At 34.8% G+C, this 13,496-nt stretch carries 14 protein-coding genes; 3 read left to right on the plus strand and 11 right to left on the minus strand.

What is annotated here, in order from left to right; translation table 11 throughout:
• Positions 1-9 precede the first annotated feature (9 nt).
• From RBH94_RS08230 to RBH94_RS08240, 3 genes are all read right to left on the minus strand, one after another.
• Positions 10-1,038, minus strand: a complete 1,029-nt coding sequence (locus tag RBH94_RS08230; RefSeq protein WP_188223998.1) for a rod shape-determining protein — start codon at positions 1,036-1,038, stop codon at positions 10-12.
• A 169-nt stretch (positions 1,039-1,207) separates the two neighbouring features.
• On the minus strand, positions 1,208-2,740 hold the full coding sequence (purH, locus tag RBH94_RS08235) for a bifunctional phosphoribosylaminoimidazolecarboxamide formyltransferase/IMP cyclohydrolase (RefSeq protein WP_307880471.1): 1,533 nt from the start codon (positions 2,738-2,740) through the stop codon (positions 1,208-1,210).
• 156 nt (positions 2,741-2,896) lie between these two features.
• A complete protein-coding gene (locus RBH94_RS08240; protein WP_307880472.1) occupies positions 2,897-3,352 on the minus strand; it encodes a GAF domain-containing protein in 456 nt (151 codons plus the stop codon).
• A 77-nt stretch (positions 3,353-3,429) separates the two neighbouring features.
• Here RBH94_RS08240 and xrtF point away from each other — a divergent pair, with 77 nt between their 5' ends.
• Positions 3,430-3,981, plus strand: coding sequence for an exosortase family protein XrtF (gene xrtF / locus RBH94_RS08245; protein WP_307880473.1), 552 nt, complete (start codon positions 3,430-3,432; stop codon positions 3,979-3,981).
• Positions 3,974-4,402 carry an exosortase F system-associated protein gene (locus tag RBH94_RS08250; RefSeq protein ID WP_307880474.1) on the plus strand — a complete coding sequence of 143 codons (429 nt, stop codon included), beginning with the start codon at positions 3,974-3,976 and terminating at the stop codon, positions 4,400-4,402. Before xrtF ends, RBH94_RS08250 begins: the two co-directional genes overlap by 8 nt.
• 39 nt (positions 4,403-4,441) lie before the next feature.
• On the opposite strand, the gene RBH94_RS08255 is transcribed toward RBH94_RS08250, so the two are convergent.
• From RBH94_RS08255 to miaB, 8 genes are all read right to left on the minus strand, one after another.
• The gene (locus RBH94_RS08255; RefSeq protein ID WP_307880475.1) at positions 4,442-5,569 is read right to left on the minus strand and encodes a hypothetical protein; all 1,128 of its coding nucleotides are present in this window, start codon (positions 5,567-5,569) and stop codon (positions 4,442-4,444) included.
• 150 nt (positions 5,570-5,719) lie between these two features.
• Entirely contained in the window at positions 5,720-7,348 is a 1,629-nt protein-coding gene (groL, locus tag RBH94_RS08260) for a chaperonin GroEL (protein WP_307880476.1), read from the minus strand.
• Positions 7,349-7,378: 30 nt separating this feature from the next.
• Positions 7,379-7,654 (minus strand): co-chaperone GroES, encoded by a 276-nt coding sequence (groES, locus tag RBH94_RS08265; protein ID WP_188216614.1) that lies wholly within the window; start codon positions 7,652-7,654, stop codon positions 7,379-7,381.
• A gap of 149 nt (positions 7,655-7,803) precedes the next feature.
• Complete coding sequence (gene secG / locus RBH94_RS08270; RefSeq protein WP_307880477.1) at positions 7,804-8,157, minus strand: preprotein translocase subunit SecG; 354 nt, start codon at positions 8,155-8,157, stop codon at positions 7,804-7,806.
• Positions 8,157-9,134: a hypothetical protein gene (locus RBH94_RS08275; RefSeq protein ID WP_307880478.1), complete on the minus strand. Its 978-nt coding sequence runs from the start codon at positions 9,132-9,134 to the stop codon at positions 8,157-8,159. The genes secG and RBH94_RS08275 overlap by 1 nt, the downstream gene beginning before the upstream one ends.
• A 39-nt stretch (positions 9,135-9,173) precedes the next feature.
• On the minus strand, positions 9,174-9,683 hold the full coding sequence (locus tag RBH94_RS08280) for an LptE family protein (protein ID WP_188224006.1): 510 nt from the start codon (positions 9,681-9,683) through the stop codon (positions 9,174-9,176).
• Between the two features lie 68 nt (positions 9,684-9,751).
• The gene (locus RBH94_RS08285) at positions 9,752-11,026 is read right to left on the minus strand and encodes a sigma-54-dependent Fis family transcriptional regulator (RefSeq protein WP_307880479.1); all 1,275 of its coding nucleotides are present in this window, start codon (positions 11,024-11,026) and stop codon (positions 9,752-9,754) included.
• 9 nt (positions 11,027-11,035) lie between these two features.
• Positions 11,036-12,484 carry a tRNA (N6-isopentenyl adenosine(37)-C2)-methylthiotransferase MiaB gene (gene miaB / locus RBH94_RS08290; RefSeq protein ID WP_307880480.1) on the minus strand — a complete coding sequence of 483 codons (1,449 nt, stop codon included), beginning with the start codon at positions 12,482-12,484 and terminating at the stop codon, positions 11,036-11,038.
• A 153-nt stretch (positions 12,485-12,637) separates the two neighbouring features.
• Here miaB and RBH94_RS08295 point away from each other — a divergent pair, with 153 nt between their 5' ends.
• Entirely contained in the window at positions 12,638-13,420 is a 783-nt protein-coding gene (locus RBH94_RS08295) for a hypothetical protein (RefSeq protein ID WP_307880481.1), read from the plus strand.
• Positions 13,421-13,496: the final 76 nt, after the last annotated feature.

Consider the following 13,496-nt stretch of genomic DNA (forward strand, 5'->3'; position numbering starts at 1 on the left):
TTTATCCGCCTATTTTATCAATACACTTTTGTATTTAGGTAAATTTTTAAGTGTAATCCCTGTACCTCTAACTACGGCTCTTAATGGATCTTCGGCGATATAAACTGGTAAATCTGTTTTTTGAGATAAACGCTTATCTAAACCTCTTAACATCGAACCACCACCGGCAAGATAAATACCTGTGTTGTAAATATCGGCAGCTAATTCTGGAGGGGTTTGGGATAAGGTTTCCATAACCGCATCTTCAATTCGTAAAATAGATTTGTCTAAAGCCTTAGCGATTTCACGGTGCGAGATTGAAACTTGTTTTGGTTTTCCTGTTAATAAATCGCGACCTTGAACGCTCATATCTTCTGGAGGCAACTCTAAATCTTCGGTTGCAGCACCTATTTGAATTTTAATTTTTTCGGCAGTACGTTCACCAACATATAAGTTGTGTTGCGTACGCATGTAGTAAACAATATCGTTTGTAAATACGTCTCCTGCAATTTTAACCGATTTGTCACATACAATACCTCCTAAAGCGATTACAGCGATTTCGGTAGTACCACCACCTATATCAACAATCATATTACCTTTAGGTTGCATAATATCTACACCAATACCAATTGCCGCAGCCATTGGCTCGTGTATTAAGTAAACCTCTTTACCATTTACACGTTCGGCACTTTCTTTTACCGCACGCATTTCAACCTCAGTAATACCTGAAGGAATACAAACTACCATACGTAATGCAGGCGTAAAAAACTTCTTTTTTAATGCCGGTATGTTTTTAATGAACATACTAATCATTTGCTCAGAAGCATCGAAATCTGCAATAACCCCGTCTTTTAACGGACGAATGGTTTTAATATTCTCATGGGTTTTTCCTTGCATTAAACTGGCTTCCTGTCCGACGGCAATAATTTTTCCAGATACTCTATCACGAGCAACGATAGAAGGTGCATCAACAACAACTTTGTCGTTGTGAATAATTAATGTGTTGGCAGTACCTAAATCTATTGCGATTTCTTCGGTTAGGAAGTCAAAAAATCCCATGGGCAATTAAATAATTTTTGAGGTTTAAAACGTTTCTCGTAAATGTAGTAAAAGTTAATAAATATATTAAGGTTTAAATGCCTACAAATTTTAATAAATTCGTACTTAGTTTAGTTATACGAGATTTATTAAGCCTTAGACTATTTAAACCTTAATATTTATGTGTTTTTTAGTGTTTAAAGTGACGTGTTCCTGTAAATACCATGGCCACATCGTTATCGTTACAGTAATCGATGCTTAATTGGTCTTTAATAGAACCTCCTGGTTGAATAACCGCTTTAATACCTGCTTTGTTTGCAATCTCTACACAGTCAGGGAATGGGAAGAATGCATCACTTGCCATTACTGCACCATTTAAATCGAAGTTGAATGAGTTTGCTTTGTGAATTGCTTGCTCTAAAGCATCAACACGACTTGTTTGCCCAGTTCCACCAGCGCATAATTGTTTGTTTTTAACTAAGATGATGGTGTTCGACTTGGTGTGTTTACAAATTTTTGAAGCAAAGATTAAATCTTCTAACTCTGCTTCTGAAGGCTTATTGTTTGTAACATAAGTCAATCCTTCAATTGTATCTGTTACGCTATTTCTATCTTGAACAAGAATACCGTTTAAACAACTTCTAACATTAGTTTGCGGTAATTCTACATCGTTAAGCACAAGAATGATTCTGTTCTTTTTGCTTTTTAAAATCTCTACAGCTTCATCATCGAAGGCTGGAGCGATAACTACTTCACAGAATAAGCTGTTAATTTCTTCAGCAGTTGCTTTATCGATAGTTGTGTTACTGATTAAAACACCACCAAAAGCAGAAACAGGATCTCCAGCTAAGGCATCAACATAAGCCTGGTGAATGGTTTCACTTTGTGCAAAACCACAAGCGTTGTTGTGTTTTAAGATAGCGAAAGTAGGCGCTTCACCTTTAAATTCGTTAATTAAGTTAACGGCTGCATCAACATCTAAAAGGTTGTTATAGCTTAATTCTTTTCCGTTAAGTTTGGTAAACATCGCATCGAAATCGCCGAAGAACGATCCTTTTTGGTGTGGGTTTTCTCCGTAACGTAATGCCTTACCGTTGGTTTCGCTAATTTTTAAAACCACCTCTTCTTGGTTTTGGTTGAAGTAGTTGAAAATAGCAGAATCATAGTGAGATGATACGTTAAATGCTTTAGTAGCAAAACGTTTTCTGTCTTCTAATGAAATACTTCCGTTGTTTTTAGAAATGATTTCTAAGAAATCCGCATAATCATCAACAGAAGCTACACAGGTAACATCTGCAAAGTTTTTAGCAGCAGCACGAATTAACGAAATACCACCTATATCAATTTTTTCAATAATGTCTTGTTCGCTAGCGCCTGAAGCAACTGTTTTTTCAAACGGATATAAATCAACAATAACGACATCGATTTGAGGGATTTCGAAATCCGCCAATTCTTTAACGTCACTTTCATTATTTTGTCTGTTTAAAATACCACCAAATACTTTTGGGTGTAAGGTTTTAACTCGACCACCAAGAATAGATGGGTAAGATGTAATTTCTTCAACAGGAACGACATCGATACCTAAGTCGTTAATGAATGTTTGAGTTCCTCCAGTAGAGTAGATGGTTACACCTTGTTCGTTTAGTTTTTTTACGATTGGCTCTAAACCGTCTTTACTAAATACTGAAATTAATGCTGATTTTACTGTTTTTTCGTTGCTCATTGTTCTAAACTAGTTATAAAGTGCAAAAGTAGTTATTTTTTGCTCAAAAACAGACTTAGAAATGTCGAAAAAACACGGATAATTTTTAGCTAGAAAATTGAGTTTAAAATACCTTAAAACAGGTTGGTCAATTAAACGTTTTGGAATTAAAAAGGGTTACAATATTGAGGCTACCTGAGTGCAAACAAATTCTAAAAAGCGCTCATCGGCTTCGGTAAACGGGTCAGGGGTGTTAGAGTCGATATCAATCTGTCCAATGTTTTCCCCATTAACAAAAATAGGAATTACGATTTCAGCCTTTACGGTAATACTACAAGCAATGTAATTATCTTGAGCAGCAACATCGGGCACGACAAAATTTTGGTTACTTACAGCAACTTGTCCGCAAATGCCTTTTCCAAAAGGAATAATAGTATGATCTGTTGGTGCACCAACATAAGGACCGAGTTTTAATTCTTCTTTGTTGCCGTTTCTAAAATAAAACCCAACCCAGTTGTAATAACTAACATTAGCTTCTAAAAGTTCACAAATATTTAAAACGCGCTCGTCAACCGTTTTGCTGGTGTTCGCAATTATAGTTTCTATCTGTGGTTTTAGGGTTTCAAAAATCATAATTCAAAAGTTTTAGCAAAAGTATTTAAAAAGCTGTAATTTCGGAATTCGGTTAAAAGGAATTTTAACGTTATCATTTGAAAGCACTTCTAGTAAAATACAAACTCGTTATAAAATTTATTCTCACCTTTTTATTGGTGTATGTGGCTTTGTCGTTAGGGTATAAGTTTTACTTACAATTTTCTGATGGATCTTTGTACTATCCGGATTATTTAACGCATTTGGTAGCGGTTCAATGTCAGGATCTGTTACAGACTTTAGGGTATCAGGTTGAAATGATTCCTCACAATAGTGAACCTTCTATTAAAGTTATTTTAAATGGAGTTTATATATCTAGAATTATAGAAGGTTGTAATGCGTTTAGTGTGATTATTCTTTTTATATCATTTATTGTAGCCTTTGCTTCAGATTTTAAAACCACAGTGATTTATATGTTACTGGGGAGTGTTTTAATTTATGTGGTGAATCTTATACGAATTGTGATTATAAATTTAGGGTTGTATTATTATCCTGAATACGAGTCGATATTACATGAAATTGTATTTCCTGTAATTATTTATGGTATGATGTTTTTACTTTGGGTATTTTGGGTGAATCGGTTTTCTAGGATAAAACGTGTAAATGTCTAAAATTTTAAACTATATACTTGTTGTTGTTTTATTCGGATTACTGATTTTAATTCGTGCATTTGAGAGCGATTTGTTTTATGATCCGTACTTGACTTTTTTTAAAAACGACTATTTATATATCGATAGTCCAAGGCGTGAGTTGGCAAAGCTTGTGTTTTATACCAGTTTACGATTTTGGTTGAATACTTTAGTGTCGTTAGGAATTTTGTATTTGTTTTTTAAAGATTGGTCGGTTGTTAAGTTTTCGGTTCTCTTTTATGCCGTGGCTTATATTGTATTAATTTTAATGTTTCTCTATTTTGTTATCAATCCGAGACAAGAAGATTACTATTTATTTTTTAATTTCAGAAGGTTTCTTATCCAACCTGTTTTATTATTACTTCTATTACCAGCGTTTTATTATTATAAGTTGAATAGATAGAAAATAAAAAGTTTCAAAATGTATTGAAATGCCTCATTATTATTTATGAGTTTTTTGTAAAATTGGTTTCCAATCAGTTATCTCAAATTTGTCAATAATTCTGTTGTCTTTTCCAATAACATAAACTATTCTTGAGCAATATTGTTTTCTGTAGTTTTCATAGAAATCTTTATTAAAACTATTCTCGGTATCTATATGTATTCCATCTAATTCTGTATCAATTTTTGAGTCAACATGAATAACATTAAGGTCTTTATAATTTTTTTTAATATCGTAATAGGCTTGTGTAGATTTCTTGTCTCCACCACAACCACAAGAATTAGCTACTAGAGTAATTTTATTGCTTAATTTATTGTTGTTTATGGTGTCACCTGAAGTAGAGACTGCTTCAAAAGACGGAGCAATCATTCCAACCTGAGTGCCAATTTTATTATTAAAGTTTTTCTCTTTTATTAGTGTGATAAACTCTCCATTTTTAGAAATGTTGTTAAATTTATAATAAGCTCCATTTAGGTTTAAATATTCTCCTAGCTTAAGCAGGTCTCGATTCGATATAGAGTCTTTAACTATATTCTGGTTTTTAATTAAAGCTAAAATTGGGTCTATATTATAAGAGGAGCCTAAGGCATTCATAGGATCAGCAATATGAATTGTGAAACTTTTATTGTCAATAGTAAATTCCCCAATTAAATGTTCACTTCTTCCAAAATAAAAATCATCTCTTACTAAACCCATTCTAAACCAAGAATAACCTTTAGTGTTTGTTTTGTGGTTGTATTTTATAGGTTTATCATTTTTGCTCCATAAAATCTTTTTAGTGGACTGTATTTTGTCGTCAGAGAAATCTTTATTTCCATTTTCGTCAATTATAAATATATTTCGTCCATTGTTTGTACCAGTCATTATGTCAACAAAATCAGAACTAAGAGATTCAGTGTGTTTAATGTTTTGAATGTTATTAGGGTATTTAAAGAAGTTGTTATTAGGTTTTTCAGAAGCGTTTATAAGAGCTAATGGGGCTGCCCCTAATTGAAATAGTCCATCTCCCTTTTGGATTTTTGTTTTAATAACAATCGTGTCATTTAATTTAGAAAATTTATTTTGACCTGATATTTTTTTGTGTGAGTAAAGAAATAATGTTAAGAAGATTAAGAAAGAAGTTTTCATAAGATATTTTGTTTCATATCTTTAGTAACGAACTTTGTAAGAAAATATTTTTTAATTAAACAAAAAAACGCTTCAAAATACATTGAAGCGTTTTTTTACTGAATCTATATTTTGCGTCCGAGTGAATAACTCGTCAGCAGCGACTCGCTGCTACATCATGCCTGGCATACCACCACCCATTGGGGGCATAGCCGGAGCATCTTCTTTAATGTCAACTAAGGCACATTCTGTTGTTAAAATCATTCCAGAAACTGATGCTGCATTTTCTAATGCTACACGCGTTACTTTCTTAGGATCGATAATACCAGCCTTAAGCATATCTACATAAGCTTCAGATTTTGCATCGTAACCAAAGTCTTTTTCACCTTCTAATACCTTGTTTACAACTACGCTACCTTCACCACCTGCATTTTCGACAATAGTTCGTAATGGCTCCTCGATTGCACGAGCAACGATTTGGATACCTGTAACTTCGTCTAAGTTTTCAGTAGTTAATGATTCTAAAACAGCTTTTGCTCTTACTAAAGCAACACCACCACCGGCAACGATACCTTCTTCTACAGCAGCTCTTGTAGCGTGTAATGCATCATCAACACGGTCTTTCTTTTCTTTCATTTCAACTTCACTAGCAGCACCAACGTAAAGCACAGCAACACCACCAGCTAATTTAGCTAAACGCTCCTGTAATTTTTCTTTATCGTAATCGCTAGTTGTTGTTTCAATTTGTGCTTTAATTTGGTTTACACGTGCTTTAATGTTATCAGCATCGCCAGAACCATTAACAATTGTAGTGTTGTCTTTGTCGATGGTTACGGTTTCAGCAGTACCTAACATGCTTAAATCTGCATTTTCTAAAGTAAATCCTCTTTCTTCAGAAATCACTGTACCACCAGTTAGGATAGCAATGTCTTCTAACATAGCTTTACGTCTGTCTCCAAATCCAGGCGCTTTAACAGCAGCGATTTTTAAACCACCACGTAATTTGTTTACTACTAAAGTAGCTAAAGCTTGTCCGTCTACATCTTCAGCGACGATAACTAATGGACGACCAGATTGTGCAACTGGTTCTAATATTGGAAGGATTTCCTGTAAGTTAGAAATCTTTTTGTCGAATAATAAAATGTATGGATTTTCTAAATCGGCAATCATTTTATCGGTGTCTGTTACGAAGTAAGGCGATAAGTATCCTCTGTCGAATTGCATACCTTCTACAACGTCAACATAAGTATCCATACCTTTAGCTTCTTCAACAGTAATCACACCTTCTTTACCTACTTTAGAGAAAGCTTGTGAAATTAATTCACCAATAGTGTCGTCGTTATTTGCTGAAATTGCAGCAACTTGTTTGATTTTTTCTGAAGAGTTACCTACCTCTTGAGACTGTGCTTCAAGGTCTTTAGTAATGGCTTCAACAGCTTTATCAATACCACGTTTTAAATCCATTGGGTTAGCACCGGCAGCAACGTTTTTTAAACCTTCTTTTACGATAGATTGTGCTAAAACAGTAGCAGTAGTTGTACCGTCACCCGCTAGATCGTTAGTTTTTGAAGCTACTTCTTTTACCATTTGAGCGCCCATGTTTTCAAGAGCATCTTCTAATTCAATTTCTTTAGCTACAGAAACACCATCTTTAGTAACGTGAGGTGCGCCAAAACTTTTTCCAATGATGACGTTACGTCCTTTAGGACCTAAAGTTACTTTTACTGCGTTTGCTAATGCGTCAACGCCACGTTTTAAACCGTCGCGTGCTTCAATATCAAATTTTATATCTTTTGCCATTTTTATTTATTGTTTTGAGTTTTTAAGAAATTAAATGATTGCTAAAATGTCGCTTTCACGCATGATTAAATAATCTTTACCTTCTAATTTTAATTCTGTCCCAGCATATTTACCATATAAAACAGTGTCGCCAACTTGTACAGTAATAGGCTCGTCTTTGGTACCTTTTCCGGCAGCTATAACAGTTCCTCTTTGTGGCTTCTCTTTAGCGTTATCTGGAATAATAATTCCTGAAGCGGTTTTAGTTTCAGCTGCAGCTGGTTCAATAAGAACACGGTCTGCTAATGGTTTAATGTTCAATGCCATTTGTGTATATTTTTAAGTTTATAAAAATTAAAGTTTATTGCGGATGTTGTATTCTAAAAGTGTGCCAATAGTGTATAACTGACAAACTTGCAGCAACAAAAAATGCCAACTTGAAAAGTTGGCATTTATTTATATTGATGTCGCATGTTTTACTCAGCAGTCTCGTCAGCAGGTGTCGCAGTATCGTCAGTAGATTGCGTCGGATTAGGTAAAGGTTGTGCGGTTGTTGTGTCAGCATCTAAAGCTTTAGAATCTGCAGCTTCACCACCTCTGTTAATTGCCATATTAGATAATAAGATTAATACTAATAAAAGCGTTGCTAACGTCCATGTACTTTTGTCTAAAAAGTCGGTTGTCTTTTTAACACCACCTAATTGTTGTGTGCCACCGCCACCAAAAGAAGAAGATAATCCGCCTCCTTTAGGATTTTGTACCATAATAACTACGATTAGTAAAAACGCTACTATAACGATTAATGCTAAAAATATTGTAAACGTGCTCATTATTCTATTTTATTTTGTTCTTGTAATTGTTGTACTGCTTTAATTTGGTTTGCAAAGAAACTATTTTTTTCTGGATATTTCAAACTTAAAATTTTATAAGATTGAATTGCCTTTTTATAGTTCTTTTGTTCTACATAAATTCGAGCTAAAGTTTCTGTCATTAAGGACTCTGGCTGTATCATCTGTGCCTTGGCCAAATTCCCTTTAGTTGCTGAACTTTTTGTTGGGTTAATTTTAGGGTTTTCCTGAATGAATTTATCTATTAATTCAAATTTTTTTTCTCGCTCAGAATTGTCTGTAGTGTTGGATTCGTTTGCGGGTGCTTCAGTTTTAGATTCAGAAACACTCTCTGGTATAGGAGGTGTGGGTTCTTTGACTGGAGCTTCACTACGGTCTATAGGTTTAAAGCGGGTAAGCTGTAACCATTCGTTAAACGAGTGGGTCTCATTTTGTGAAAATTCGAAGGGTTTACCAATATTTAATATTTCTTCAGGCGACGTCTTTTCTTTTGAGGTTTCCTGAAGTGTTTCAGAAGTTGACTCTATCTGTTTTTTTGAAGGGCGTGTCTCTTTTGGTTCGAACAGGGTAGGGTCTAAAACGCCCGTAGTATCCTTTACCTGTTGTTGTAAATTATCGTCAAATTCAACGCGTCGATTTACAGATATATCTTCGTAATCAACCTCAATATCGTATACATTTGAAATGTTCTGTTTTATAGATTCTGAAATTTCGTTTTGAAGAAATACATCAGAGGTTATAAAGTCGAACAGAATGCTACGATCGGTAGTGTAGGCAGCCGTGGTTTTTAATTCTTGATTGTATTTAAAACTACTCTGGTCTTTTAAACCTTTAAGATAGATGGCACGTGCCGGTTGAAAATATGGGAATTCGTCAATGATAGATTTTACCGCTTCAGTCTGCTCATGAGTTATAGACTGCGGATTCTGAAGAATATATGTAAAATCTGTTGGGTTCATTGGCTTAGCCAAATTTAATAATTTTTTATTATCAAATCATTACCACTTAGCAAGTGTGGCATTAAAGATATCTTGAGTTAAACGCTCAAATATTTCTTCGTGAGCTGTTGTTTTTTGTGATCCTGTTAGCATTGCTGAACCATCGTAATCGTAGAAGAAGGAGAAGCTTTGTTCTAAATCGTCTTCTTCCTTTTTCTTATTAAAAAATCTAACCTTTACACTAATTGTTAAACGGTTTTGAGCCGCTCTATTATCTGAAGTGGCTGTGGTTGGAGATACACGGTAGTCGGTAATTTCGCCTTCGTATAATAAATCTCCATTAGTGGTTACTAAACTTAAATTGGTTTGGTTTTGAATTAAATCCTGTAAAGCGTTTTGGAATTGTAAATCTAAACCAGGCTCAAATAATAGGGCTGTGTTTTCAAAACGATTCACCTGAAATGTTTTAACGTTAGCGGGTACCGATGCACCGGTAAAAGAGTAAATGCCACAGTTAAACAATGTTATGCTTAAAGCGAAAAATGATAAGTAGATAAGGTGTTTTTTCATATTCTATTAACGTTGTTCGATGTGTTAGGTTTGAGAGTCAAAGGTTTATCTTTCAACGGTTGTTTGCTTTACAAATTGTACTGTTTGATTTTTCGGTATAAGGTGCGTTCACTAATACCTAATTCGGCTGCAGCTAATTTACGTTTTCCGCCGTGACGTTCAAGAGATTTTTTAATTAATTCCAGCTCTTTGTCTTGCAGCGATAGCGTTTCTTCCTCTTCAATTTCTTCAGCAAAATGATATTTATCGGTAATAGTTTCTGGAATGTCATGGTTAATGTTGTGCTCAGGAATTGAAAGTAACTCATTATTTGAAGGAGTTACATCTTCCTCAAAAATAGCATCGTCTTCATCGCTATCACCGTAAATTTTTTGAATTAACCCTTCGTGACTTTTTTCAACATCCTTGGTGTTGCCACTTTTCATTAATTCCAGCGTGAGCTTTTTTAAATCGTTCAGGTCACTTTTCATATCGAAAAGGACTTTATACAGAATTTCACGTTCGCTACTAAAATCACTTTCCGATTTAGAAGTTTTTATAACTGCCGGCAAATTAGACGAACTGTTAGGAAGGTAACCTGTTAAAGTTTCAGCCGAAATCGTTCTGTCTTGTTCCAGAACAGACAATTGCTCGGCGATGTTGCGTAACTGCCTGATATTACCACCCCATCGGTATTTATTAAGCGTTTGCACAGCGGCATCGGTTAATTTGATGGTTGGCATTTTGTATTTTAAAGCAAAATCGCTGGCAAATTTTCTGAATAACAAATGAATGTCTTCCTGACGCTCACGTAAAGGCGGCAGATGAATTTCTACAGTACTTAAACGGTAGTATAAATCTTCACGAAATTTTTCTTTTTCGATAGCTTCAAACATATTCACGTTTGTTGCTGCCACGATACGTACGTTGGTTTTTTGAACCTTACTCGACCCTACTTTTAAAAATTCTCCATTTTCCAAAACACGAAGCAAACGTACTTGAGTGGTTAATGGCAACTCACCAACTTCATCTAAAAAAATGGTTCCGCCATCGGCCACTTCAAAATACCCTTCACGCGTTTGTGTAGCTCCGGTAAAGGCACCTTTTTCGTGACCAAAAAGTTCACTGTCAATAGTTCCTTCCGGAATAGCTCCACAGTTAACTGCGATGTATTTATTGTGTTTGCGGTGTGAAAGTTGGTGTATGATTTTTGGAATACTCTCTTTACCAACACCACTTTCGCCAGTAACCAAAACCGAAATATCGGTTGGTGCTACCTGAATTGCTTTTTCGATGGCGCGATTTAGCGCAGGTGTATTACCTATAATGCCAAATCGTTGTTTTATAGCTTGAACAGATTCCATAAATTAGTATTAGTTATTTTCTGAATAGCCTACAGCTTCACCAATTAAAGTGGTGCTAGTACAGTCGGTGATTTTTACATTAACAAAATCTCCAGGTTTGTAATCGCCTTTCGGGAAAACAACCACTGTATTTTGGCTATTACGTCCAGACCAATGCTCGTTAGAACGTTTTGAAGGTTTTTCAATAAGTACTTCTTCAACTTTTCCTAAATGCTCTTTAGTACGGTAGAAGCTGTGTTCTTGTTGTAATTCAATGATTTCCTGCAAACGACGTTTTTTAGTGTCTTCAGGAATATCGTCTTCCATTTTACGTTCGGCTAAAGTTCCTGGTCTTTCAGAATACGCAAACATAAAACCGAAATCGTATTTTACATATTCCATAAGGCTAAGTGTATCCTGGTGATCTGCTTCAGTTTCGGTTGGGAAACCAGAAATCATATCCTGAGAAATAGCGCAGTCTGGAATAAGACGTTTAATATTATCAATTAATTCGAAATACTCTTCACGGGTGTGCTGGCGGTTCATTTCCTGTAAAATACGGTTACTACCACTTTGTACCGGAAGGTGAATATATTTACAAATATTTCTGTGTTTTGCCATAGATTCGATCACATCTAAAGTCATATCCTGAGGATTAGATGTCGAAAAACGGAAACGCATTTTAGGAAATGTCGTAGCACACATGTCTAACAACTGCGCGAAGTTTACCGCTGTTGCTTTTTGAATATCGCTGGCTTTTTCAAAGTCTTTTTTAAGTCCGCCGCCATACCAAAGGAAACTATCTACATTTTGCCCAAGAAGTGTAACTTCTTTAAAGCCTCTGTTCCATAAATCCTGAATTTCCTCCATAATACTTTGTGGATCTCTACTACGTTCACGACCACGGGTAAATGGTACTACACAGAACGTACACATGTTATCACATCCACGAGTTATAGAAACAAATGCAGTTACGCCGTTAGTATTTAAACGCACAGGAGCGATATCTCCGTAAGTTTCTTCTTTAGATAGAATGACATTAATAGCGTCTCTACCTTCTTCAACTTCGGATAATAAATTCGGTAAATCTTTATAAGCATCAGGACCTACAACAAGGTCAACGATTTTTTCTTCTTCTAAGAATTTTGTTTTTAAACGCTCAGCCATACATCCTAAAACTCCAACCTTCATACCTGGGTTGTGTGATTTTTTCACGGCGTTATATTTTTCCAAACGTTTACGAACGGTTTGCTCTGCTTTATCACGAATGGAACAGGTGTTAACCAGAACTAAATCGGCATCTTCTAAGTTTTGCGTCGTGTTGTAACCTTGCTCGGTAAGAATAGAAGCAACAATCTCACTATCACTAAAATTCATTTGGCAACCATAACTTTCAATAAAAAGTTTACGCGTATTGCCGTCTTTTTGGTTAAGTACCAAAGTTTCTCCTTGTTTGTTTTCGTCTATAATTTTCTCCATAACTATCTAGATCACACGTATCTTTCAATAAGCATGCAAAGATACAATTAATTTATTGTTTCTGACAAAGTGTCAGAACTTAAATAAATAATAAATTTTGTGAAATAAGACAGAAAATAGTTACTTTGACTATACACTAATCAAAAATACTTCATGAATACAACTACGACGTTATTAGAAAAAATAGCTCAGGCTAAAGATTTAGACTTTGGAAATATCTTTAGTGAGTCTATTGAATTGTTCAAGAAAACCTGGGTTCAGGGTTTTTTAATGCAATTATTTACCTTGATTGTAATGATGCCAATTCTTATTGTTTTTTACATTCCGTTTATAACAATGATGATTGCGCAACAAAATAGTGGATATGGCGATACGCAGGCCATCGACAATTTTATGGCGGGCATTTCGGTTATCTATGTGTTGCTGGTTTCTGTTGGTGCAGTTCTATTAGGAACTTTAACCATAGCCATCAATGCTGCTTTTTTCCGAATTATAAAAAAACTGGATTATGGAGAAGCAACCACAACATCAGATTTCTTTTATTTCTTTAAAATGAATTATTTGTCGAAACTGTTTGTGTTGCTTTTAGCAACCGTTGGAATTTCAATTGTTGCGGCATTATTATGTTATCTACCTTTAATATATGTTATGGTGCCGATAACGTTTTTTAATTTAATTTTTGCCTTTAACCCAGAGTTAAGTGTTGGAGATATTGTGAAGGCGAGTTTTAAATTAGGGAATAAGAAATGGCTTATTACATTTGGTTTAATTATAGTAGCATCATTATTAGCTCAAATTGTAGGGTTTTTACTTTGTGGAATAGGGGTGTTAATCACAGCTCCTTTTGTATATCATCCTACCTATTTAATATATAAACACGTTATAGGTTTTAATGAAATACACGTTATCGATGAAATAGGAACATCGGTAGAATAAATTGTAAAATGAATTAAAAAGCCCGTTTTTTACATGTTGAAAACGGGCTTTTTTTATATATATTAGGGTAGATATT

Source organism: Aestuariibaculum sp. YM273 (genome assembly GCF_030908365.1).
Taxonomy (GTDB): Bacteria; Bacteroidota; Bacteroidia; order Flavobacteriales; family Flavobacteriaceae; genus Aestuariibaculum; species Aestuariibaculum marinum.

Bases quoted from the DNA above. Each gene is read 5' to 3' on its own strand.
- RBH94_RS08275 (WP_307880478.1), bottom strand. From the start codon at position 9,134: ATGAACCCAACAGATTTTACATATATTCTTCAGAATCCGCAGTCTATA.
- groES (WP_188216614.1), bottom strand. From the start codon at position 7,654: ATGGCATTGAACATTAAACCATTAGCAGACCGTGTTCTTATTGAACCA.
- RBH94_RS08285 (WP_307880479.1), bottom strand. From the start codon at position 11,026: ATGGAATCTGTTCAAGCTATAAAACAACGATTTGGCATTATAGGTAAT.
- RBH94_RS08250 (WP_307880474.1), top strand. From the start codon at position 3,974: ATGTCTAAAATTTTAAACTATATACTTGTTGTTGTTTTATTCGGATTA.
- RBH94_RS08255 (WP_307880475.1), bottom strand. From the start codon at position 5,569: ATGAAAACTTCTTTCTTAATCTTCTTAACATTATTTCTTTACTCACAC.
- RBH94_RS08240 (WP_307880472.1), bottom strand. From the start codon at position 3,352: ATGATTTTTGAAACCCTAAAACCACAGATAGAAACTATAATTGCGAAC.
- RBH94_RS08280 (WP_188224006.1), bottom strand. From the start codon at position 9,683: ATGAAAAAACACCTTATCTACTTATCATTTTTCGCTTTAAGCATAACA.
- groL (WP_307880476.1), bottom strand. From the start codon at position 7,348: ATGGCAAAAGATATAAAATTTGATATTGAAGCACGCGACGGTTTAAAA.
- RBH94_RS08230 (WP_188223998.1), bottom strand. From the start codon at position 1,038: ATGGGATTTTTTGACTTCCTAACCGAAGAAATCGCAATAGATTTAGGT.
- miaB (WP_307880480.1), bottom strand. From the start codon at position 12,484: ATGGAGAAAATTATAGACGAAAACAAACAAGGAGAAACTTTGGTACTT.
- purH (WP_307880471.1), bottom strand. From the start codon at position 2,740: ATGAGCAACGAAAAAACAGTAAAATCAGCATTAATTTCAGTATTTAGT.
- RBH94_RS08295 (WP_307880481.1), top strand. From the start codon at position 12,638: ATGAATACAACTACGACGTTATTAGAAAAAATAGCTCAGGCTAAAGAT.
- secG (WP_307880477.1), bottom strand. From the start codon at position 8,157: ATGAGCACGTTTACAATATTTTTAGCATTAATCGTTATAGTAGCGTTT.